Source organism: Sphaerisporangium sp. NPDC051011, from assembly GCF_040653595.1.
GTDB lineage: Bacteria > Actinomycetota > Actinomycetes > Streptosporangiales > Streptosporangiaceae > Sphaerisporangium.
Genome location: NZ_JBFAGG010000006.1, coordinates 136690 through 157641 on the forward strand (window position 1 = coordinate 136690; position 20952 = coordinate 157641).

The window sequence follows — 20952 nt, forward strand, 5'->3', positions numbered from 1 at the left end:
TGATGACGCTGTGCTGAGTTCGGCAAGTTCAATGTCCCCTATCAAGATCTCGCCGACTACTTCGCCGAACGGGCCATCCGCCCCATAGTGGGCGGTTCGGCGTGCTCCCGGAGTCTGCAGAGTTGGTGCCGGATCGTCTCTGGTCTGACCGCGGAACCTCGGCGGAGGACCGCTTCGGAGTTGACCGCCCACACCTTGAGCGGCGCTCGGCCAGATGAGGACAGCCTGGCGTGCCAGGCGTATTTCCGGGAGGGCTGCGATCTCTTCAGTGGTGCGAGTCATGGTGATGCCGGCGATGGGCTCGTGCGCGTAGGCCGCCGTATGCAATAGCTCTGGAACGAGCAGAGGGGCCAAGGCAGAGGGGTACCGCTCTCAAGGGAGGCTCACTGTGGGAACTGACCGTGTAGACGCCGGGCTCGGGTTCTATATGACGACGCGGCCGGAAGGGTTCGTCGTTCATATGAATGTGAGCGAGGAGAACCTGCGTGCCGTGCGGGAGGTGGCGCAGAGCGTGTTGACCGCTGCGGGGGTCGACCGCGAGATGGTCGAGTCGGCGCGGTTGGTGGCGTCGGAGCTGGTCGGGAATGCGGTTCGGGCTTGTGGGCACTGGGTGCCGGTTGTGGTGGAGATCGAGTCGGATCGGCGAGGCATCTGGGTTCGGGTTCACGATCCGGATCCGTACCGGCTGCCCAGGCGGACAGGGATCGCGGCCGATGACGACCAGGCGGAGTCGGGGCGTGGGCTCTGGCTGCTGGACGCGCTCGCGCCCGGGTGGGACGTCGCGCTCACCCCGATCGGCAAGCAGGTCCGCTGCCTGCTCCCCGCGCCGGAGGCCGTTGGGGTCCGGATCGTCGGCCGAGATATCTGACCGAGGATGCCGCCACGGCACCTAAGCGCATGCGGCTGTCACGTCCGGATCTCCTAGGTCCACTAGGGGGACGGAGTCCACTGCTAGATCCAGCCGCGGGTGCGGGCCAGGCGGGCGGCTTCGTGGCGGTTGGCGGCACCGGTCTTGCCGACTGCGGACGACAGGTAGTTGCGGACCGTGCCCGGTGACAGGGCGGCCTGGCGGGCGATCTCCTCCACCGGCGCGCCGGTCGCGGCGAGTGCCAGAACGTCGGCCTCCCGGGCGGTCAGCGGGCTCTCGCCGGCGCTGATGGCCTCGGCGGCGAGCTGCGGGTCGACGTACCGGCCGCCGGCGTGCACGGTGCGTACCACGGTCGCAAGGATGTCGGCCGAGACGGTCTTGGCGAGGAACCCGCGCACCCCGCCGGTGAGGGCCCGTTTGAGGTGTCCGGGCAGCCCGTGGCTGGTGACGATCATCGTGCGGCAGGTGGGCAGTTCGGCGTGCAGGGTGGCGGCGACCGCGACCCCGTCGAGGTCTGGCAGCTGCAGGTCGAGGACGGCGACGTCCGGGCGCAGGGCCCGGGCGAGGTTGAGGGCCTCCGCGCCGGTCGCTGCCTGCCCCACCACCTCCAGGTCTTCCTCGAGGCCGAGCAGCGCCGCCATCGCCCCGCGGATGAGATGCTCGTCGTCGGCGAGCAGGACGCGGATCATGCCGGCACCGCCCCATCGCCAAGGACAGGCGCGGCGGGCAGGTGGACCGACAGCTGGAACCGGTCCGGGGTGAGGCGTTCGGCGGTCACCGTCCCGCCGAGGTCCGCGATCCGTTCCTTCAGGCCGATCAGGCCGCTGCCGAACCGGGGCGGGGCACCTGAAGGGACACCGTCGTTGCACATCGTCACCGTCACCGCGGCGGGCGACGCGTCGATGGTGACGGTGCAGGTGCGGGCCTCGCTGTGCCGCAGCATGTTGGTCGTGCCCTCGCGGACCACCCAGCCGAGGGCGCCCTGCAGGGACGCCGGCAGGCCGCTGCTGTCGCCGATGACGCGGCACTCGATCCCGGCGGAGGCGAGCAGCGCCCGTGCCCCGGCCAGTTCGACGTCGAGGTCGGCGGCGCGGTAGCCGAGGACGACGGCGCGCATCTCGGTCAGCGAGTCCTGGGCGATCCGCCGCACCTCCAGCATCTCGTCGACCGCCTCGGCGCGGCCCCGGCGGGCGAGCTGCGCGGCCAGTTCCGCTTTCAACGCCACCACGGACAGGGTACGGCCGACGACGTCGTGCATGTCCCGGGCGAACCGGAGGCGTTCCTCGGCGACGGCGAGCCCGGCCTGGACGTGCCGGGCCCGGTCCAGTTCGCGGACCACGCCGAGCATCCACAGTGACACCCGGTACGCCAGGACGACCCCGATGAGCAGTGCGCCGAGGGCGATCACGCCCTCGCCGGTGCGGTCGAAGAGCACGCCGACGCCGCAGAAGGCCACGGCGACGGCGATCGACGTGCGGGGGCGCGCCGCGGCGGCGAGCGCCGACACGTACGTGACGCTGAAGACCAGCAGCAGGCCCGCCGCCGGGCCGTCCGCGTGGCCGGGGGTCGGCTCCGGGTAGGCGAGGTACGCGGCGACCAGGCCGGCGGCGGTCAACCCGCCGCCGACGAGGATGAGGCCGGTCGGGCGGGGCCGGGACCCCTGGTACGCCCCGATGCCGTGGTGGACGAGCACGAGGCATACCGCGGTGTGCAGCACGAGCAGGGCGATGAAGACGAACCGGTGCCCGGGGGCGACCTCGCGCTGGACGAGCCCGCCGAGGAGCAACGGGGACGACGCCACCAGGGTGTAGAACGACCCCCGCGCGTACCACTCGAACCGGGTGGCCTGGCTCTGCCGCCGCCACCAATCGATCACCGGTCCCCCTCCGAAGACGTCAACGACGCGGTTCCCAGCTGAACCAGCGGCGCACCGCGAGCCAGCCGAGGACCATCCACACGGCGAGCAGCCCCGCCGGGGCGGCCGCCGCACCGAGCACCCCGACGAAGTCGTGTGCGGGCCCCGGCCCGGTGGTGCCGAGCCAGCCGAGCCGCAAGAGGTCCAGTGTGGGGGCCAGTGGCAGCCACCGTAGCGCCTCCGCCACCGGCGCCGGCAGGGTGTCCGGGGGGAGGGCGGCTCCGACCAGACACACCATGAGTACCGGCAGGGTGGTGACCTGCGCCAGCTCGACGGTCCGGGTGAACGCGGAGCTCGCCGCGGCCAGCAGCACGAACACGGCGGTCCCGGCGAGCACTCCGACCAGCAGCACGAGCGCGTTGACGGGCAGTCGCAGGCCGAGGACGACGGCGCCAGCGGTGACGAACAGCAGCATCTGCCCGAGCGCGACCGTGACGGTCGGCCCGGCGGTCCCGATGAGGATCTCCGTGTCGGTCAGCGAGCCGGTCCTCAGCCGTTTGAGCACGAGCTCCTCCCGGCGGGCGACGTAGGTGCTGACCAGCGTGTAGTACAGGACCCCGACGAGCACGAACCCGAGCAGTCCGGTCAGCAGCACGGCGCCACCGGTGGGGTCGGACCGGTCCCGGGTCGCGGCGAGCAGGCCGATGATCGCCACCGGCAGGAGCACCGCGTTGAACAGGGCGGTCCGGTTGCGGCCGAGCAGCAGCAGCTCCGCCCGGCCGATCGACAGCAGCCTTCTCATGCGCCCTCCTCGGCGATCGACAGGAATGCCTCTTCCAGCGACGCCGACCTCGCGTCGAGGCGGGCCAGTTCGACGGTGTGCCGGTCGGCCCAGGCCAGCAGCGCGGTGAGCGCCGGTTGCAACTGCGGTGTGTGTACGGTCACCCGGCCGCCGTCGACCCCGCGGGTCCCCGGCAGGTCGGGCAGGTCGGTGAGGTCCAGCCCGGCCGGCAGGTCGAACGCGATCCGCGCCGGGTAGGCGCTGACGACGTCGGCGACGGTGCCGGTGGTCACGATCACGCCGCGGTGCATGATGGCGAGCCGGTCGGCGAGTTCCTCCGCCTCCTCCAGGTAGTGGGTGCTGAGCAGGATCGAGACCCCGTCGGTGAGCAGACCGCGCAGCAGCGACCAGGCGTCGTGGCGGCTCTGCGGGTCCAGGCCGGTCGTCGGTTCGTCGAGGATGAGCAGGTCGGGGCGGCCGAGGACGGCGGCGGCGAGGTCGAGGCGGCGCCGTTCACCGCCGGAGAGCTGCCGGACCCGGACCGTGGCCCGGTGGTCGAGCCCGACGAGGGTGAGGGCCTCGGCGACCGGGCGGGGCGCCGGCAGCGTCCCGGCCCACATCCGCAGCGCCTCGACGGGGGTGAGGTCCGGCGGGAACCCGCCCTCCTGCAGCATCACCCCCGTCCGGGGACGCACGACGGCCCGTTCGCGGACCGGGTCGTGGCCGAGGACCCGCACGGTGCCGCCGCCCGGCCGGCCGAGCCCGGCGACCAGCTCCATCGTCGACGTCTTGCCGGCCCCGTTCGTCCCCAGCAGCGCGAAAAGTTCCCCTTTCCGCATGCTGAACGAGACGTCCCGGACGGCGGTGAAGGCACCGTAGCGGCGTTGCAACGCGACGGCTTCCACGACGGCGGTCACGGCAGGAACCTCATCTCCGGGTAGCGGGCCGACGGCCCGTCGAGCAGCGGTTCGCGGTGTCTGCGCAGGTACCGGTCGACGAACGCCAACTGGTACACCAGCTGCACCCGCACCGAACGTTCGCCGTCGATCGTGCCGAACCCGGGCTCGAGGTCCGCCGCCGGGACCCCGGCCTGCGGCAGGAGCACCTGGTAGTCGGTGAAGGACATGTGCCCGGAGCGCAGCAGCTGCAGCTCGTGGCGGGGCCCCCGCAGCCCGGCCCACAGCCGCGCCCACGACTCGTCGGTGTCGCGGCCGTGCCCGTCGGAGCTCAGCAGCAGGAACGGCCGGTTCAGTCCGCCGCCCGGATCTTCCAGGACCCGGCCGAGGGCGGTGCCATCGACGTTGCCGCCGGCGACCAACCGGCGGTCGAGGTACATCATCTCGGCTGCGGTGGCGCCGCCTAGGGAGTGCCCGAGCATCCCGACCCGGCGCAGGTCGAAGGCGTTACGCAGCCCGCTCGGCAGCGGCCGGCGCCCCTCGTGGGGGTTGCCGCCGCTGGCGAGGACGGTCACGGCCTCCAGGACGAACCGGGTGTCGGCCACCCGCGCGGCGAACGCTTTCGTGATGAGCCGCTCCTCGTCGGCGGGGTCGTCCGTCGGCGGTGGCACGGCGTTCAGGGCGACCCGCCCGTCGGGGAACTCGACCAGCGGCGAGTCGTGCGTGTGGTCGATGGTGACGACGACGTACCCGTGGCTGACGAGCTCCTCGACGAGCGCGGTGGCGGCGGTGCGTTCGACGCCGAAGCCGGGCGAGTAGAGCACTACGGGCCGGCGGCCCGGCAGCGCGGGCGCGCCGGTGTGCCCGTGGGCGGTGGGCAGTTCGAGGCCGGAGCCGGGCGGGGCGAGCAGTGCGGCGAGGGCCGGCGACACCCACGGGGCGCGCGGGTGGTGGCGCACGTCGCGGGCCGGGTACCAGACCTGCACCATCAGCTCGCGGACCGGGACGGACGGCACCCAGGGGTCGGGCCGGGACCGGTCGACGAGGTGCAGGGACACGGTGCCGATGCGGTGCGGGCCGGTCGGCGCGGGCAGCCGCAGCCGGGTCGGCCCGGCGACCGTCGCGGACTTCAGCGCCGGTCCGGAGGCCCCGGCGAGGGCCTGCCGGGCCGTCAACGCCTGGGCGCGGGTGTCCAGCAGCACGCCCGTCCGCGGGTCCAGTCGCGGGGCGGCGGCCTGGGCGGGGCGGGCGCCGAGCAGCGTGACGGGCACGGCCATGGTGGCGGCGAGGAGGGTTCGTCGTCTCATGTACAGAGTCTTCGATGGCACAACTCGTCGCTGTAGTGCCGCAGCACACCGGTTCCGATGCGCCGTTCACCCCTCCCCGATGACAGATGTCATGCTCGGTATCACGTTCGCCGGTTCGGATGCGTCTAGGTTCATCGGCGGCGCATACCCTTTGACCACGATCGTCGATCTCCTGCAGGATCTGGATCTGCAGAAGCGATGACCTCGGCGGCTCGCCGATGCTGGGCCGGCCGCAATCCGGCGCCGGCCGATCTGCGGACGATTCCCTACGCCGCCGAGGGCGACCGCCTGGACGCCTGGCGGCTCGATGTGCTGGTGAACACCTGATCGGCGACCTCGCGCTCTTGGATGCCGGGCTCGCTGCGGTGGAGGCCGCCGACCCAAGGGCACCCGCCCGATCAGCCGCCCGCGCCTGCGGACTCCGCTCGGCCGGTTCGGCAGCCTAGTTCTTTACCCTCGAACTGCCTCAGCCGTCCGTTTTGGGGTGGTTTTTTACCTATTATCGTGTTCCATGCGAATGCGAACTTCCCTCCTGGCAGTGGCGCTCGTCGTCGTGGTGGTCGCCGGTGGCGTCTCCCCCGCAGGCGCCATCACCGACGGCACCCCCGACGGGAACAAGCACCCGCAGGTGGGGGCCCTGATCGCCGATCACATGTTCGCTGACGGCACATGGGCCTACTGCAGTGGCACGCTCATCTCGCCGACCGTCTTCCTCACGGCCGCCCACTGCGGCAAGCCGGGCCAGACGACCGCCCGGGTTTCGTTCTCGACCCACTACCGGGATGGTGACACGGTCTACAGCGGTCGCTACATCGCGGACCCGAGCTATGGTGGTCGCCATTCCGACCCGCACGACATGGCGGTGGTCGTCTTCACCAAGGCGATTCCGAACATCACGCCCGCGAAACTGCCCACCGCGAACCTGCTCGACCGGCTCAAGGACGACCATACGCTGGCGACGGCCACGTTCACCCCGGTCGGGTACGGCTCGCCGGCCCCCACCGACGGACCCGATGGCGAGACCTACCTCTACACCGACACGCGCAACCAGACGTCCGGGTCCTTCCTAAGCCTCGAAAAGGTATGGCTCAGGCTGTCGCAGAACCCATCGACCGGTGACGGTGGTACTTGCCATGGAGACTCCGGAGGCCCCGACTTCCTGGGCGGTCCCGACTCGGACCTCCTCGTGGCCACGACGATCACCGGCGACTCCGCGTGCCGGGCGACCAACGTGGACCGCAGGCTGGACTCCGCCTCGGCGCGGCGGTTCCTCGGCCGGTTCGTCGCGCTTCCCTGACCGTTCTCACCGCGGTGAGAACGGTCGCAGAGGGGACTCCGCGCCCACCGGTCAGGTGATTTTCGAGAGCACCGCCGCGTGCACCATGCTCACAACCAGGACGAATACCACCTCATCGCCTGATCAACTTTGCTCTCTCGAAGGAGTCGCTTCACATTTAGGGGAGCCACTCCTGAAGTCCGGCGAGATGCCCGAGTTCCGACTCGATGCGCTGCCTGTCGTCAGTGGCGAGCTCCAGGCCACGCAGATCGGTGAGCCAGGGATCGGTGGGCTCACCGAGGACCATGGCCACGTCGATGAGGTGGCACAGGGCGATGGCCCGCTCGACCACCGAGGCGTCCGCGCCGTGCCTGCGCACCGCGGACTTGAGCGCACGGAATGCCTGCAGATCATCGTTTTTGAACTCGCGCAGGATCCGGGCGTTGTCGAGCGCCTTGGCCAGGCCCGCCAGCTTCTTCGAGCCGCCATACTCCAGTTCGGCGGGCTCGTCGCGCTGGATGAACATGATCGAGTTCCCGGACGGATCGATCAGCGTGAACCGCGACGCGCCGGGCCGGTAACGGGTGATCCGCGGAAGACCGGAACTCAGCACCTTCCCGTAGACCCGGCGCATCGCTGCGACGAACGCCGCGTGATACGGCGCCACGGCGTCGACCATGACCAGGCAGCCTCCAGACTCCTCCCGGACCGGATCCAGGCCCTTGGGCGCCGGACCGAAGTGCAGCTGGAATCCGCTCCACTGCAGCGCCAGATATACATAGGGCTTGCTCTGTTTGTAGGTCGCCTCGAACCCGAGCGCCTCATAGAACGCCAAGGTTTCCTCCACGGACGCGCACGGCATCAACGGCACCGTCGTCTCATTCGGCCGAACCGCAGGCTCACCCAAGTCATTCCCCTTCCAGGTCGCCCGGCGATGTTTGCACCCTTCGGCGAGACTCGCATATGGATCGCTCCAGAGGACCCACCTCACGCAACCAGACGCCAACGTTGACCTAGGCGCGCCGGGCAACACCGACCAGGCCATCGCCGACCTGACAACCCAGGCCGCCGCGATGCGCGACTAGCAGCTCTGCGTGCCGCGTCCTTGCGCGTCGTGAGACCTGCTGAGCCCCGGGCTTGGGTCGGGTTGCGGTTTAGCCCGGCGACCATGGCGAAATACGCGCTTTCGGATGCGCCATATATCAACCTTCGGCCTAATTTATTGATATATTTCATCGGTCGTGTGACGCTGGGAGAGATTCCGAGACGGTTTTCGTACCTGGAAGGTGAGGCCAGTGGACACACCTTGGGAAGCGGAGACGGAGGCCGGGTTTCTGCGTAGACTCGGAAAGTCGATGCGTGAACTCGGGAGCACCGCGAATACGGACGGCTGCCCTGACATATGGGAGATGGAGAACGGGGACATCGCGGTGGTAGGGAGAGATGTCACAGCGAGTTATGCGGGCCGACTCCCTGGCGATGTAACCATTCGCGCCGACGAGCGTCTCGTGATGATCCCGCGATTCCTCCTCCAGGCCGCCAAACCGGACATTCCAGATGATTGAGCAGCTCAGCAGCATTCCCGCACAGTTTCTGGACCTGGATAGCTACAAGAAGGACTTTCAGCATCATTTCTGGGAGATCGACACCTCCTGGAAGCTGGAGCGGCAACTCACATTCAAAGAACCCACCACCCCGAGCTGGCTGGCCATGGCCGAAGGCGACTGGGACACATCGTTGAGGCTTGCCGGCGAGATGCGCCCTGGCCGGATGGAACACCAGCGCGAGCTCGACCGCTGTGGGATCGTCCAACGGCGCATCCGGTTCGTATGCGAACCACCGACTCCCTACCTTCAGTGGGAACTGCACCTGCTCATGGCGTGGGCCGAACTGGGCGAGCAGATTCGGATCCTGCCCGTAGAAGCCGCCGCACCTCAGGAGACGAGGGCCACGCTGCCCGAGGTCGTGGTACTCGGACACCACTCCACATCCCCCGTAATGTACGACATTCAGTACACGAATGGCGTTTTGTCCGGCGCGCGTAAATTCACCGACGTCGACCTCATCGACATCTGCCGCCGCGAGATCATCGAATACTGGCAGGCAGGCGAGGACCTCCTTCGATACTTCCCCAGGAAGATCGCAGACCTTCCGCGTCCCGCACCTCAAGGGGTATGAAAGGCGGTATGACCGCCCAGATTCCTCAGCGTCACGCGAAGCTCAAAGCATTGACAGGCTCACTGGAGCTTTATATGGCGCTGTTCGCCGTTGAGCGCACCGGGTCGGGCGAGCGGATGATTGCGGTTAGGAGGGCGCGGGCCAGGGCGTCGGCGATGCGGAAGGGGAAGGCGTTGGCGTGGGGGCGGGCGAAGCCGGCGATTGTGAAGCCTTGGCCGACCCAGTGGCCGAGGGCGAAGCGGCGGGGGTGGGCCGTACCTGCGGCGTTCACCAGGCGTCCGTTCTCGACCCGGAGCCGGCCGAGCCGGTAGGTCGTGCCGTCCGGGCCGGTCAGCACCTCTTCGGTGATCGAGCCGCTGTCGTACAGGCCGCGCAGCAGGGGATCCTGCACCCGGGCGATGCTCGCGGCGGGCAGCCGGGACTCGATCAGCGCCCGCGCTTCGACGTGGCCGGGCACCTGCGTGCCGCACGCGCGGAACAGCCCGGCCTCCGGATCGGCGGTCACGGTGACGCCGCCGCCGAGGAACCGGACGATCCCGGCCCGCGACAGGGCTTCCAGCTCCAGGAGCCGCTGCGGCGGAGGCCCGGACGCGTAGTAGCTGAAGACGCCCTGGAACCACTCCATGAGATCCTCGGCCTGGGACCTCGCCGACAGCAGGCCCCGGTTCACGACGTCAAGGATCAAGCCCAGCATCACCAGTAGCCCCTTGTAGAGTCCCAGGTCGGCGCTGTGGGCGGGGTCGGCGTGCCGTTCGACGTTGGCGACGATGTACGCCCGGAGCCACTGCTGAAGGTCCTCGGCGTCGTCGAAGCGCAGCCCCTCCAGTGGTGACAGCAGGTACGCCAGGTCGAGCCGGTCCTCGCGCCTCGGCACGGACTCCTCCACCAGAGTGATGCGCTCGTCGTCGTCCCAGCCGAGCGGGTCGTACCGGTCGAGGAATTTCTCCCAGGGGAGCGTGACCCGCTCGGGGTGGGCGGCGAACAGCTCGTGGTAGTAGAAGTGAGCGAGCTCCTTGGCCATCAGCGGCCACAGGTGCCGGGGCAGGTCGAGCGGGCCGTGCTGTTCGTACAGCCTGGTGACCGCGTCGGGCACGAAGTAGCGGGGCTCGGCCAGGGGTGCGCCCAGCTCGGGATAGGTGATCTTGGAGTGGTTCGGGATACCCCGGCGTGAGCCCGCGTACATGATCGGCTCCGCGCCGGAGGGGTGGTACACGTATCCGCCGCCAGGCCGGGGCTCGAACCGGCCGCCGCGCCCCTGCGCCAGCAGGACCATGGTGTCGATGAAGGCCAGACCCATGCCGCGCAGGATGACCGGCTCGCCCGCCGGGATCATGTCCAGGTCGAGATCGGCGACGTAGTTCGGCGGCACGTACACCAGTCCGTGCTCGTCGGCGAAGTCCGCCAGCTCCTGATGGACGCCGCCCGGCGCCGCGTCGAGGTAGCCCTGGGCCAGCAGGACGGCGTCGGCGTCGAGCGGCTCGCCCCCGTCGTCCAGCCAGACCCGCTGACGGCCACCGGCCTCGGTGAGCGCCTCGGCCGTGGCCCGGTGGACCTGGACGGTGACCTCCGACGGCGCCGATGTCACGATGTGCTCGAAGCACCAGGACAGGTAGGCGTTCTGGATGACCCGGGGCGGGAACGTGGCGGGTGTGACGTCGTAGCCGTGCTCGGCCGCCCACTCGTGGATGGCGGGGCCCGGACGGATCGGTCCTTCCATCTGCACGCTCGTGTCGGTGAACAGGCTCACGTCCACGGCCTGGGAGTTCATCCACATCAGCTCTGACTGCTCGCGTCGCCATGTCCGCCCGCCGCCCGGGGGATGCGGGTCGACCACGTGGATCTCCAGCCGGCGCCCTGGGGGTGCGTTGGCGATGAGGCGATCGACTATGACGGTGCCGCCCGGCCCGGCTCCCACCACCACGATCGTCAGAGGTGCGCTGCTCACAGCAAGGAGGTTTGCACCGCTTCACGACACAGTCAATATTTCCTACCAGAAAACCCGGAAATACCCGATGGCAAGACCCAAGCTTCCTGGTCTTAGCCGGTCACGAGAGTCGACGAGGAGCCCGACCGGTCACGCTCCCGCTGCCAGGACTACCCGTTGCCGCCCACCGGCCGCCGCTAGAGCGGCCGACCAACCGATCTCGGCCAGGGCGACGTGCGGGCCGACGAGGCACAGCGTCCGCTACGGGCGACGCTATGTCCGGGAATGTTTTCTCGGCTCGTCGAACGAGCCGGTGACCATCAGTGTTCATCCATAAACTAGGAGCAGTCTTCAATGGCGTTGAGAGACGGGGCGATGTGTATCAGCGCACTGCGCGCCCCGCGAGAGGTGTGTGGTGAGTCGGCGTAAAGGTGCCCCAAAGGTGGTCGTACGGTGCCACGGGTGCGAGAAGACACAGATCCTCCGCCCGTCCAAGATCCAACGTTGCGATGGGTATGCGTGCGCCTGGGACCACGGGCCACGGGAACGGCAAGCCCCTGGTTTGGTACGCGAGATTGTGTACCACGCTGCTGGAGGCTTTTGGGGCTGGCGCGATGTCATCCCGACCGAAGGGGATGTACAGGCGATCCGTCGCGCTCGTGAGATCGCTGCTCTGGGTGCTGCTCAGCGGGCGATTTGTGAGTGACCGAGGGCGCATAAACGCGCCTCCGCCCTATGGAGTGTCCCAAGTGTCCCTCTGTCCCTCCCACTGTTGGTATTCCTCGATGAGGCCGCTCTTCTCCAACGGGAGCATTCCGTCACCGTACTCGCGCAGTCTGTCGTACGCCTTGCGCAAGTCGCCTCGAGTGGGGAAATGGCCTCTCTGAATCGCCAGAGTCAGCACATTTTCGATGGTGAGTATAGGCACACCCCAGCGAGCGGCGAGCGCCTGACCTCCCTGATCGTCGATGAGAGCCATGACGTTCTGCCCTTGCTCGGCGAGATGGACGCAACGTGCTATGACAACTACTTCGCCCAGGTCTCGTTTGATACGGACAGCCTGCTCGAGCTCGATCCCACGGATGTCTTCAATGACCTCAACGACCCGCGGGTGGGCGGTTTCCACCTCTATGCGCGGCAGTACCTGGATCCACCTACTCGCTTGAAGCTTTGCCCAGCGCTGCCGTAGTCCTGGGTACCTGCGATCCTTACCGGCGATCTCATCGCACACCTCCTCAGGGATCTGCAGCACTAGCCCGGTGCTCTCCAGCGCGTCGATCAAAATCAGCTGCAGGTTGGCGCCCACGAAATGGACGCACACGACCGCATCGAGCACGCATATCTCATCAGGGTGGCTTGGAGGTTCCTCCTCCTGGTCGGACACCGCTATTTCTCCTGCTCTGGCGATGAGCCCTGCAGAGGTCCTTGTGAGCGACTCCGAGCGAGAAGACGATCCATGTCCGCCCGGCGGATCTGCGGGGGTTCGGGTACGACGCCCGCCGCCGTCAGGGCGGCTTCGGTAACCGCTGGATCCTGGCCTTCTAGTTCGGCCAGCACTCGAATGCCTAGCTTGCCTGTTTGGTAAGCCGCCGTGGCCCTTTCGAGTACTCGTCGCGGAGGACGGATCGTTCGACTGACCTCCTGCTCACGGTCGTGCTGGGGACCCCACCCGTAGCGCCACGCCAGTTGCACGCCGCTGGGACCACGCAACGTCTCAACCTGCTGTTCGGTGATCAGGCCCATGCGCTGCAACTGAATGAGGATCACCATCAGGCTGACCCCGAAATGACGGGCCAGTAGCGCACATGTCCGCTCGTTGAAGGCCCCCTCGCCCTGTGAGCTCTCAGCACCGAGCCAAGCCCTGATTCCGTCCTGGGGGGCGAGGAGATTGCGCGCAAACGCATCACAACGAAGCTCAGCTGGAGTACGACTCCCGTCCAAAAGGTGCGTCTCGGTACCATCACCGAACAGCAGATGTCCGAGCTCATGGCAGTAGGTAAAGCGCTGTCGCTCGGCTACCGCCCGCGTACCGACCACGATCAGTGTGACGTTGCGGGCCGGGTCCGTCACAGTGAACCCGTCAATCCCCGCAGGGAAATCAACAACAGCGGTATCGACTCCGGTGAGTCTCTCCACCAGTTCGGCAGGGTCGGCCAGTGGTGCACCGCCCAGTTCGAGTTCCCTACGCACGGTCAGCGCGAGCGCGCGCCCTCGCTCTTCGCAGGAGTCGACCGGGTCTGGAAGCGGCAGATCCACGACCGAACGAAGTGCCTCGTCCGCTGGAGTCTGACTATTTTGGAGGATTCGATCAAGGCGGTCGTCCAGCACGAGTATGTCGACGGCCAGCCGCAAGGCGGCCTCTAGAGCCTCAGTAGGCGCCTCAGCCATGCGCGCCGCGATGCGAACCCGACTTCTCACCGGGCTGCCTGAGGTGAGCTCACGTAGTGGAACGCCAACGGCCGTAGCGAGTCGATCTAGCTCGGCGATCGTGAGCCTTGGCCGGCTACCCAACTCGATGCGCGCCAGGGTGGGCTGAGATATGCCGGTCAGGTCGGCCAACTCTCGTTGAGTGAGACCTGCCCGTTCGCGTTCCCGCCTTACCCGTGCACCTATTTGCTGGAGATCCATGAGCGCCCCACCTCCTGAATCAATGATACGTGCCTGATTCAGAGACGCTACGTTCGGCGTCGGAAAGTTGGTCTCGCAGGTTCCGGGGCCCTTCCTCACCGGGAGCAAGCTCAACCGACTGGGTGGCCATGGTCAGGGGCGGTCGGGATCGCCGGGGCGGATGAGGCCGCTTTCGTAGGCGTAGACGACTGCCTGGACTCGGGTGGTCAGGTTGAGCTTCATCAGGACGCGGGACAGGTGGGTCTTGACCGTGGCCTCGCCGAGGTAGAGGCGGGCGGCGATCTGGGTGTTGGTCAAGCCCTGGGCGAGTAGTTTGAGCACGTCCGTCTCGCGGCCGGTGAGTGAGTCCAGCTCGGCCGCGCGGTTCGGGACGCGGGCGGGGTCGGGCTGTCCGGCGAACGCGGCGATCACGCGCAGGGTCACCGCCGGGTGCAGCAGGCCCCCGCCTGCCGCGACCGTTCGGACTGCCTCGATGAGGTGCTCGGGCGGGGAGATCTTGAGCATGAAGCCGCTGACGCCGGCGCGCAGGGCCGCGGCGACGTGCTCGTCCTCGTCGAACGTCGTGAGCACGATGACCTTGCTGTCCGGGTGGTCGCGGACGAGCCGCCGCGACGCCTCCAGCCCGTCCATTCTGGGCATGCGGACGTCCATCAGCACGACGTCCGGCCGGGTACGCGCGACCAGGTCGACCGCCTCGACGCCGTCGGACGCCTCGCCGACGACCTCGATGTCCGGCTCGCCGTTGAGCACCATCCGCAGGCCCACGCGCACCATCGCCTCGTCGTCGGCGAGGGCCACCGAGATGCTCATGTCGCCTTTCCTACCATATGCGGGGGATGGGGAATCGGGCACGGACCGCGAAACCACCATCAGGCTCGGGACCGGCGTGCAGGCTCCCGCGCACCATCGTCAGCCGTTCGCGCATGCCGACCAGCCCGTGGCCGCCGCGCCGTGAGGCCTGTCCGCCGAGCTCGTGGCCGCCGCTCCGGGCGTCGGCGGCGGGACGTCCCGGCTCGTTGCGCACCTCCAGGGTGAGCGCCTGCTCGGTGTAGCCGATGGTGACCACGGTCGGCACCTGCCCGGCATGCCGCAGCACGTTCGTCAGGGCCTCCTGGAGCACCCGGTACGCGGTGAGGTCCAGGACCGGCGGCAGCCGGGGCGGCTCGGCGGGGGCGTTCAGCGTGACCTCAAGACCCGCGGCGCGGACGTCCGCGATCAGCTCGCCGACCCGGGCCAGCGACGGCGCGGGCGCCGGGCGTTCGCCGTCGACGCGCTCGCGCAGGATGCCGACCAGCCCGCGCATCTCCTCCACCGTCTGCCGCCCGAGATGCTCCAGCCCGGCCACGACCTCCAGCTCGACCGGACGGTCCGCGAGCATCCGGCGCAGGCCTCCGAGCTGCAGCGTCATCACGCTGACCGAGTGCGCGACCGCGTCGTGCACCTCCCGGGCGATGCGCGTGCGCTCCTGCGCCACCGCGGCCTGGGCGTTCGCCTCGCGTTCGGCGTCGAGCGCGGCGGCCAGTTCGGCGAGCTTGACCGCGCGTTCGCCGCTGCGCCGCGCGAGCAGCCCCATGAACCAGCCCGGCAGCAGCACCGCCGGTACGAAGAACAGCTCCCACAGGGTCCCGCCGGCCGCGATCGACATCCACGCGAACGACACGCCCGCCACGCACAGCGCCACGGCCGAACGCCGCGGCGGCTCGCGCCACCCGGCCCACCCGACCACGCCGATCAGCCCGATCATCGCCGCGCCGCCGACCCCCGGCGCGCCGAACCCGACCACGCCCACCGGCAGGCAGACCGCCGCGATGACCGTGCCCGCCAGCGGGTACCAGGCCGCGACCACGACCCCAAGGCCCAGCGCGACCCCGGACATCCGGGTGGCCGTTGCGCCCGCGCCGAAGGAGGAGGTGTCGAGCGTGGTCTCCAGAACGGCCAGGAAGCTGATCAGCGGCCCGAAAACCAGCGGAATGAGCCGGACGTCCCTCAACCGGGTCATCGTCATGGCCACCGATCGTAACCGCGCGCGGCCTGCGGCGACTCCCCCGAATGGCGGACCCTCGCAGCTCGCCGGGTCCACCGGACAGTGGACGCGGCCTACGTCCGATCCGTCGAAGCGAGGAGCCATCACGATGCGCGACGGCTGATCCGCCGGACGGCCCCGCGGCGGGAGAGTTCTCGCCATAACGAAATCCCACAGCAAAGCGACACGGAGGTACCAAATGACCCCCCTCACCCACAACGCCACGGCGACCGCGCAGCCGCTGACCGAAGAAACCGACCGCACCCGGCGCTTCCTGCGGCGGGCCGGCGGAGCCGCCCTGATCAGCGGTCCCGTGCTCATCTTCGGCGGCATGATGGCCTGCCCGCCGCAGGCCTCCGACTCCACGGTCGACTACATCACCTCACTGGCGCGCGACGGCTTCCTGACGCAGCTCTCGGCCATGCTGCTCCACTACGGCCTCATCCTCGGCGCGCTCGGCGCGCTCGCCGTCCCCGGGCTGGTGCGCGGACGCAAGGGCCGGTGGCCGGCGCTGCTGGGCGCGCTCGCCACCGCGATCGGGCTGCTCAACGTGTCCGGGGCCGTACGCGACGACTGGTGGCGAATGGTCATCGGACAGCAGTTCCCGATCGACGTCGCGGCGCGCGTCTCGGACACCGTGGACGCCTCGGCGTTCATGCCCCTGTGGAGCGGTACCACGCTGCTCGCCTTCCTGGGCCTGCTCTCGCTGAGCGTCGCCCTCGCCCGGGCAGGCGTCGCCGGGTGGTGGCTGACCGCCGTCTATCTCGCCGCCTTCGTCGGCATGATGGTCATCCCGGTCAGCCTGACGTACGTGGTGGGCACGGCGTTCGCCCTGATGTACCTGCCGCTCGCGGTCGCCGGCGTCCGCACCTTCCAGCGCGAGCGCGCCACGGTGTGACGCGGCGCGACCACGTGGCACGCCGACTTCACCGGGACGACCGCCATGGCCTACGGCATCATCCCAGCTAGGCGGTGCCCCGGCTCATGTCGCGGGCGCGGGCCTGGGCAGGGTTCGCCTGCGGCGGAGTGCGCGACGGCCCACGTAGAGGACGCCGCCGGTCAGCAGGGCCGCGCCGGAGATCAGCAGGCCCACTCCCAGGCCCGGCGGGGTGAAGGAGCAGGTCAGGGAGGTTTCCTTGCCGTTCAGGGGGATGGCGAGGAGGCCGAGGTACTGGCCGGGACGGCTGCGGGGGCCGGGGCCGAGGGAGCAGGTCCAGCCCGTGATGGCCGGGACGGCGACCACGGCCGTGCCCGTGGCGGCGGGGGGCAGCGTGGCCTTCAGGGTGTGGCCCGAGACATCGACCCGGGTCGCGCCCGTGGCTCGCAGGTGGCGGACGGCTTCGGCCAGGCGGGCGGGGTCCAGGCAGGCCAGCGCCTGGGCGGGCACCCGGCTGACGAGGTACGGGCGCAGCTTGACCTTCAGGCGGCCGCTGCCGGGGACCGTGCCGAGCTTCTGGATCGAGGCGCGGCTCTGGCCGGCGACGCCGGTGAAGGAGACCGGGTCGCGGCCGGCCAGCGTCGCGGCGCCGGAGAACTCGGGGGCGTGGAGGTAGACCTCGTCTCCGGGGCGGCACGTGGCGCGCAGGATGTACGGGTACGAGGGGGTCCGGACCGGGTCGGGGATGGTCTGGAGCGAGCCGTCGGGGTTCCCGGGGAGCGGTGTGCCGTCTTTGCGCAGGTACGTCGTGGCGGGAAGGTCGTACACCTGGGCGCCCAGCAGGAGCTCCTGGTTGCGGAAGGGCGAGTGGCCGTAGCGCGGCGGCCGCTGGGACGGTGGCCGTACGGTCACCAGGGGCGCGGTCGTGCGGACGGTCAGGGTCACCTCCGTCTGGGGCTCGGCTGCCCGCCGCAGGCCCATGGGATGGGTCACCTGGCGCGAGTGGGCGCGGGCGCCGATGGCGAAGACGGTGTCGGTGACCGGGTTGTCCATGCTCTTGGGGGCACGTCCGCGTGACGTCCAGCCGAAACCGAGGTGGGCGAGGGTGTCGATGAGCGCGGTGGACGTCATGCTGCTGTAGTACTCCGCGCCCTCGCCGCCGAGGAACTGCGGGTCGTTGGCCGTTATGCGCGGTTCCCCCGGATCCGTACGGTACGCCGGCCAGCGGTCGGCGGACACCACGACCGCGCGCAGGCTCTCCGGCCACGGGCCGCGGGTCGCGTAGTTGTGGAGGAAGTCGGCGCGCCGCGCGTCCACCAGTGCCACGTTGACCGCCGCCTCGACGGTCTGGACGGTCGCGAGGAGCGCCAGGAGGGCGACGGCCACGCCGTGGTGCATAGCCGGGCCCCGGCCCCGCACCAGCGTCAGCGTGCGGTACAGCACGGCGCCCACGGCTGCGGTGACGACCGTCCACTGGATCATGTGCGGGGTCGCGTTCTGCCATCGGGACGCGCCCCAGACCGCCGCCCCGAGCAGGACGGCGGCGCACACCAGCGCGTACGGGCGCGGGACACCGTACGAGAACGACTTCCAGCCCGCGATCACGAGCAGGCCGCACAGCACGAACGCCTGGCGGTAGTAGCTGCCGTTGGGATTGGTGAAGGCGTACCAGAGGTGGACGGTCGGTTCCCACAGCATGGAGCCGAGGACCAGCATGATCGCGACCGTCCATGCCACGCGGACGCGCGGCGGCACGGCCGGGTTGAACGGGAGGGTCAGCGCGGCGAACAGCGCGAAGGTGCCCACGAACAGCGCGGGCGAGCTGAACGCGTAGCTGCCGGCGAGCAGCCGCCCCAGCAGAGGAGCCGCGTCGACGGAGATGAACATCCTCGAGGCCACCGGCCACGTGTCGCGGGCCGCGCTGAAGACGACCAGCACGATAGGCGCGGCCAGGCCCACGCCGAGCCCGCCGCACAGCAGCGCGCGACCCGAGATGCGCAGCCGGTCGCGCAGGGGACGGTGCTCGGACACCAGCCGGATCAGCAGCACGACGGCGGCGCCGATCATGGCGAAGTACGCGGTGTAGAAGTTGCAGGCCCAGGTGAAGGCCACGCACAGCGTGCCGAGGACGGGGTGGCGGCGGGCCAGGGCCCACTCGGCGGCGAGGCAGAGCAGCGGGAAGGCGATCAGGCCGTCCAGCCACATCGGGTTGTAGGCGGCGTCGGTCACGGCCCAGCCGCACAGGCCGTACGCGGCGCCGAAGACGGCCGCCCAGCCGGAGCGCAGCCGCCCGCGGACGCTGAGGCAGCGCAGATACAGGGCCATGACGGCCGCCGCGGTGGCGATCTTGGCGACCGTGAGAACGTACACGGCCAGGTCGATCTGGTCGCGCGGGAACAGGGCGATGAGGAACGAGAACGGGCTGGCCAGGTAGTAGAACACGTCCGGCAGGTAGCTGGAGCCGAAACCGGACGCCCAGTTCACGAAAAGGTCGCCGCGGGCGTGGCCGTGCAGGACATCCCAGTAGTACGCGTAGAACGGGATGTACTGGTTGCCCAGGTCGTTGACGCTGCGAGTGGAGGCGCCGAACGGGAAGAACCCCGCGACGGCGTCGCCCACGCACAGGCCGATCAGCGCGAGCATCCCGGCCATGAAGGCCGCCTGGAGGCGGGGGCCGGCGACGAGCGTCCACGGCAGCGCCCGGTCACGAAGTCGTGTCCAGCGGGTAAGGCGGCTACTGCGGTCGCCTGCCTGCCGGTCCTGCTGGTACGCGGAGACGGTGGCGGGTGGCTGGTGCACTTCCTGCGTCGTCAAAGGTCCTCACGGGCGTCACGCGAGCATCGACTGCGGCCAGATGGCGCCTGCGGCCAGACGCACCATAGCCGATCTTCGTTACAACCGGTGAGCCGTTCGGTCGAACCCGCGCGAACATCACACCCGAGAGTACGCACCCGTACCCGTACCCGGGCCCGGGCCGTTTCCGCGGGGCCGCGACGACACGTTCGTGGTCCAGGAGCACCACGCGCGCCGCCTGCACTGGGACTTCCGGCTGGAGCGCGAGGGCGTGCTCGTCTCCTGGGCGATCCCGAAGGGCCTCCCGCTCGACTGGACGACCCCGGGGGGAGCCAAGGACTGGGCCTAGAGCGGCCGGGGCGGGGTTAGCGGAAGGCGTTCGCGTGGGTCTGGGCCCACTCGGCGTAGGTGCGGGCGGGGCGGCCGGTCACCTGTTGGACGGTGCCGGTTACCAGGGCCTCGCCGCCGACCAACTTGGCGAACATGTCGAGGAACGTGTCGACGATCTCCGCGGGGGTGTGCTTGATCATGCGCTCCCGCGCGACCTCCGCGGGCAGCTCTTCCACGCGCAGCGGCCGGCCGAGGACCTCGCCCATGATGCGGACCTGGTCGGTCTGGGTGAGCTGCTCGGGGCCGGTGAGGGCGTATTTCGCGCCGTTGTGGCCGTCCTCGGTCAGCGCCCGTACGCCCACGGCGGCGATGTCGGCCTCGTCGATCGGCGCGGTGACCGCCCCGGGAAAGGGGACGCGGACCACGTCACCGGCCTTGGCCTGCTCCGCCCATTGGTAGGAGTTGGCCGCGAAGGCACCCGGGCGCAGGAACGTCCATTCCAGGCCCGACCCGGCCACAGCGTCCTCGATGACGGCGTGGAAGGCGGCGATCGGGTTGGACTGCACCTCGGCGTCGTCGTCCACGGCCATGGAGGAGAGGAGCACCACCCTGCGGACGCCGGCGTCCTTGGCGGCCTTGAGGAACGCGGGCGCGCTGCCGGGCACGGGGAACAGGAACACGGCGGTCGCCCCGTCGAGGGCCGCCGGGAGCGTCTCGGGCAGCGTGAGGTCGCCGGCCGCGACCTCCACGCCGCCGGGCAGGCGCGCGGTCCCGGGGTCGCGGGTGAGGGCGCGGACGTCGTGCCCGGCCGCGAGAAGCTGGTCGACGACCTCGCGACCGACGTTGCCCGTGGCTCCGGTGACCAGGATCATGAGCTTCCTCCAGACACGTACCGAACGGCGAAAGATCGAGAGGCGGCACGGAGAACCACCACCCCGGGCGCACGTGCGAGCTTCCGTGCCGTTCGCCCGGTGTTCCGGGCGCGAGCGTCCATGCCGTGAACGTGGCCCGATCTCGACCTGGCTGACCAGGAACTTCTGGCCATGATCCTCAGACTAGGCGACGGCGGGCCGGAGCGGCGGCACGGTCATCCCTTTCCAGATCTTGAGCTTGATGGCTCCGCGGCCGGGAACACCCAGGCGGGGTACCTGACCAGGGACGATGTGTGACGGAAGACACGCTGGACCGCGACCGATTTCACACGGCGTTTATAAAC

The 20952-nt window shown here is 69.6% G+C and carries 21 protein-coding genes and 1 pseudogene; 8 read left to right on the forward strand and 14 right to left on the reverse strand.

What is annotated here, in order from left to right; all coding sequences use genetic code 11:
- Positions 1-219 precede the first annotated feature (219 nt).
- A pseudogene (locus AB0H21_RS15770) lies at positions 220-354 on the reverse strand (Scr1 family TA system antitoxin-like transcriptional regulator); the annotation flags it as partial.
- 112 nt (positions 355-466) lie between these two features.
- On the opposite strand from AB0H21_RS15770, the gene AB0H21_RS15775 reads away from it, so the two are divergent.
- Positions 467-868 (forward strand): ATP-binding protein, encoded by a 402-nt coding sequence (locus tag AB0H21_RS15775; RefSeq protein WP_358516752.1) that lies wholly within the window; start codon positions 467-469, stop codon positions 866-868.
- A gap of 83 nt (positions 869-951) precedes the next feature.
- Here the strand turns inward: AB0H21_RS15775 and AB0H21_RS15780 are convergent, their stop codons facing one another.
- The 5 genes from AB0H21_RS15780 to AB0H21_RS15800 are packed head-to-tail and all read right to left on the reverse strand — an operon-like array spanning position 952 to position 5707.
- A complete protein-coding gene (locus AB0H21_RS15780) occupies positions 952-1557 on the reverse strand; it encodes a response regulator transcription factor (protein ID WP_358516753.1) in 606 nt (201 codons plus the stop codon).
- Complete coding sequence (locus AB0H21_RS15785; RefSeq protein ID WP_358516755.1) at positions 1554-2744, reverse strand: histidine kinase; 1191 nt, start codon at positions 2742-2744, stop codon at positions 1554-1556. The genes AB0H21_RS15780 and AB0H21_RS15785 overlap by 4 nt, the downstream gene beginning before the upstream one ends.
- Positions 2745-2763: 19 nt before the next feature.
- Entirely contained in the window at positions 2764-3525 is a 762-nt protein-coding gene (locus AB0H21_RS15790) for an ABC transporter permease (RefSeq protein ID WP_358516757.1), read from the reverse strand.
- Positions 3522-4421, reverse strand: a complete 900-nt coding sequence (locus AB0H21_RS15795) for an ABC transporter ATP-binding protein (RefSeq protein WP_358516758.1) — start codon at positions 4419-4421, stop codon at positions 3522-3524. The genes AB0H21_RS15790 and AB0H21_RS15795 overlap by 4 nt, the downstream gene beginning before the upstream one ends.
- On the reverse strand, positions 4418-5707 hold the full coding sequence (locus AB0H21_RS15800; protein WP_358516760.1) for a lipase: 1290 nt from the start codon (positions 5705-5707) through the stop codon (positions 4418-4420). Before AB0H21_RS15800 ends, AB0H21_RS15795 begins: the two co-directional genes overlap by 4 nt.
- A 79-nt stretch (positions 5708-5786) precedes the next feature.
- On the opposite strand from AB0H21_RS15800, the gene AB0H21_RS15805 reads away from it, so the two are divergent.
- The 3 genes from AB0H21_RS15805 (at position 5787) to AB0H21_RS15815 (ending at position 7004) form a co-directional block, all read left to right on the forward strand.
- Positions 5787-5909 (forward strand): hypothetical protein, encoded by a 123-nt coding sequence (locus AB0H21_RS15805; protein WP_358516761.1) that lies wholly within the window; start codon positions 5787-5789, stop codon positions 5907-5909.
- The gene (locus AB0H21_RS15810; protein ID WP_358516762.1) at positions 5906-6034 is read left to right on the forward strand and encodes a hypothetical protein; all 129 of its coding nucleotides are present in this window, start codon (positions 5906-5908) and stop codon (positions 6032-6034) included. Before AB0H21_RS15805 ends, AB0H21_RS15810 begins: the two co-directional genes overlap by 4 nt.
- 184 nt (positions 6035-6218) lie before the next feature.
- Positions 6219-7004, forward strand: a complete 786-nt coding sequence (locus AB0H21_RS15815) for a trypsin-like serine protease (RefSeq protein WP_358516764.1) — start codon at positions 6219-6221, stop codon at positions 7002-7004.
- 157 nt (positions 7005-7161) lie between these two features.
- Here the strand turns inward: AB0H21_RS15815 and AB0H21_RS15820 are convergent, their stop codons facing one another.
- A complete protein-coding gene (locus tag AB0H21_RS15820) occupies positions 7162-7890 on the reverse strand; it encodes a glyoxalase (RefSeq protein ID WP_358516766.1) in 729 nt (242 codons plus the stop codon).
- 388 nt (positions 7891-8278) lie between these two features.
- On the opposite strand from AB0H21_RS15820, the gene AB0H21_RS15825 reads away from it, so the two are divergent.
- Together AB0H21_RS15825 and AB0H21_RS15830 are read left to right on the forward strand one after the other, a co-directional pair.
- Positions 8279-8548: a hypothetical protein gene (locus AB0H21_RS15825; RefSeq protein WP_358516767.1), complete on the forward strand. Its 270-nt coding sequence runs from the start codon at positions 8279-8281 to the stop codon at positions 8546-8548.
- Positions 8541-9161, forward strand: a complete 621-nt coding sequence (locus tag AB0H21_RS15830; RefSeq protein WP_358516768.1) for a DUF6879 family protein — start codon at positions 8541-8543, stop codon at positions 9159-9161. Before AB0H21_RS15825 ends, AB0H21_RS15830 begins: the two co-directional genes overlap by 8 nt.
- A gap of 70 nt (positions 9162-9231) precedes the next feature.
- Here the strand turns inward: AB0H21_RS15830 and AB0H21_RS15835 are convergent, their stop codons facing one another.
- The 5 genes from AB0H21_RS15835 to AB0H21_RS15855 all read right to left on the reverse strand — a co-directional run bounded on the left by AB0H21_RS15835 (position 9232) and on the right by AB0H21_RS15855 (position 15718).
- On the reverse strand, positions 9232-11106 hold the full coding sequence (locus AB0H21_RS15835) for an FAD/NAD(P)-binding protein (protein WP_358516770.1): 1875 nt from the start codon (positions 11104-11106) through the stop codon (positions 9232-9234).
- Positions 11107-11818: 712 nt separating this feature from the next.
- Complete coding sequence (locus AB0H21_RS15840) at positions 11819-12469, reverse strand: hypothetical protein (protein ID WP_358516771.1); 651 nt, start codon at positions 12467-12469, stop codon at positions 11819-11821.
- A gap of 2 nt (positions 12470-12471) precedes the next feature.
- Positions 12472-13713 (reverse strand): XRE family transcriptional regulator, encoded by a 1242-nt coding sequence (locus AB0H21_RS15845; RefSeq protein WP_358516773.1) that lies wholly within the window; start codon positions 13711-13713, stop codon positions 12472-12474.
- A 132-nt stretch (positions 13714-13845) separates the two neighbouring features.
- A complete protein-coding gene (locus AB0H21_RS15850; protein ID WP_358516775.1) occupies positions 13846-14523 on the reverse strand; it encodes a response regulator transcription factor in 678 nt (225 codons plus the stop codon).
- Between the two features lie 10 nt (positions 14524-14533).
- Positions 14534-15718, reverse strand: coding sequence for a histidine kinase (locus tag AB0H21_RS15855; RefSeq protein ID WP_358516777.1), 1185 nt, complete (start codon positions 15716-15718; stop codon positions 14534-14536).
- 217 nt (positions 15719-15935) lie between these two features.
- Between AB0H21_RS15855 and AB0H21_RS15860 the strand changes: the two genes are divergently transcribed.
- Entirely contained in the window at positions 15936-16634 is a 699-nt protein-coding gene (locus AB0H21_RS15860) for a hypothetical protein (protein ID WP_358516779.1), read from the forward strand.
- A gap of 84 nt (positions 16635-16718) precedes the next feature.
- Here the strand turns inward: AB0H21_RS15860 and AB0H21_RS15865 are convergent, their stop codons facing one another.
- Positions 16719-19427, reverse strand: a complete 2709-nt coding sequence (locus tag AB0H21_RS15865; RefSeq protein ID WP_358516780.1) for a YfhO family protein — start codon at positions 19425-19427, stop codon at positions 16719-16721.
- 190 nt (positions 19428-19617) lie between these two features.
- Between AB0H21_RS15865 and AB0H21_RS15870 the strand changes: the two genes are divergently transcribed.
- Entirely contained in the window at positions 19618-19755 is a 138-nt protein-coding gene (locus AB0H21_RS15870) for a DNA polymerase ligase N-terminal domain-containing protein (protein ID WP_358516782.1), read from the forward strand.
- A 16-nt stretch (positions 19756-19771) separates the two neighbouring features.
- Here AB0H21_RS15870 and AB0H21_RS15875 read toward each other — a convergent pair whose 3' ends face one another.
- Entirely contained in the window at positions 19772-20608 is an 837-nt protein-coding gene (locus AB0H21_RS15875; RefSeq protein WP_358516784.1) for an NAD(P)H-binding protein, read from the reverse strand.
- Positions 20609-20952 lie beyond the last annotated feature (344 nt).

Coding starts and splice junctions, on each gene's coding strand:
- AB0H21_RS15780 (WP_358516753.1), bottom strand. CDS start 1,557: ATGATCCGCGTCCTGCTCGCCGACGACGAGCATCTCATCCGCGGGGCG.
- AB0H21_RS15790 (WP_358516757.1), bottom strand. CDS start 3,525: ATGAGAAGGCTGCTGTCGATCGGCCGGGCGGAGCTGCTGCTGCTCGGC.
- AB0H21_RS15800 (WP_358516760.1), bottom strand. CDS start 5,707: ATGAGACGACGAACCCTCCTCGCCGCCACCATGGCCGTGCCCGTCACG.
- AB0H21_RS15805 (WP_358516761.1), top strand. CDS start 5,787: ATGACAGATGTCATGCTCGGTATCACGTTCGCCGGTTCGGATGCGTCT.
- AB0H21_RS15810 (WP_358516762.1), top strand. CDS start 5,906: ATGACCTCGGCGGCTCGCCGATGCTGGGCCGGCCGCAATCCGGCGCCG.
- AB0H21_RS15815 (WP_358516764.1), top strand. CDS start 6,219: ATGCGAATGCGAACTTCCCTCCTGGCAGTGGCGCTCGTCGTCGTGGTG.
- AB0H21_RS15830 (WP_358516768.1), top strand. CDS start 8,541: ATGATTGAGCAGCTCAGCAGCATTCCCGCACAGTTTCTGGACCTGGAT.
- AB0H21_RS15845 (WP_358516773.1), bottom strand. CDS start 13,713: ATGGATCTCCAGCAAATAGGTGCACGGGTAAGGCGGGAACGCGAACGG.
- AB0H21_RS15850 (WP_358516775.1), bottom strand. CDS start 14,523: ATGAGCATCTCGGTGGCCCTCGCCGACGACGAGGCGATGGTGCGCGTG.
- AB0H21_RS15855 (WP_358516777.1), bottom strand. CDS start 15,718: ATGACGATGACCCGGTTGAGGGACGTCCGGCTCATTCCGCTGGTTTTC.
- AB0H21_RS15860 (WP_358516779.1), top strand. CDS start 15,936: ATGACCCCCCTCACCCACAACGCCACGGCGACCGCGCAGCCGCTGACC.
- AB0H21_RS15875 (WP_358516784.1), bottom strand. CDS start 20,608: ATGATCCTGGTCACCGGAGCCACGGGCAACGTCGGTCGCGAGGTCGTC.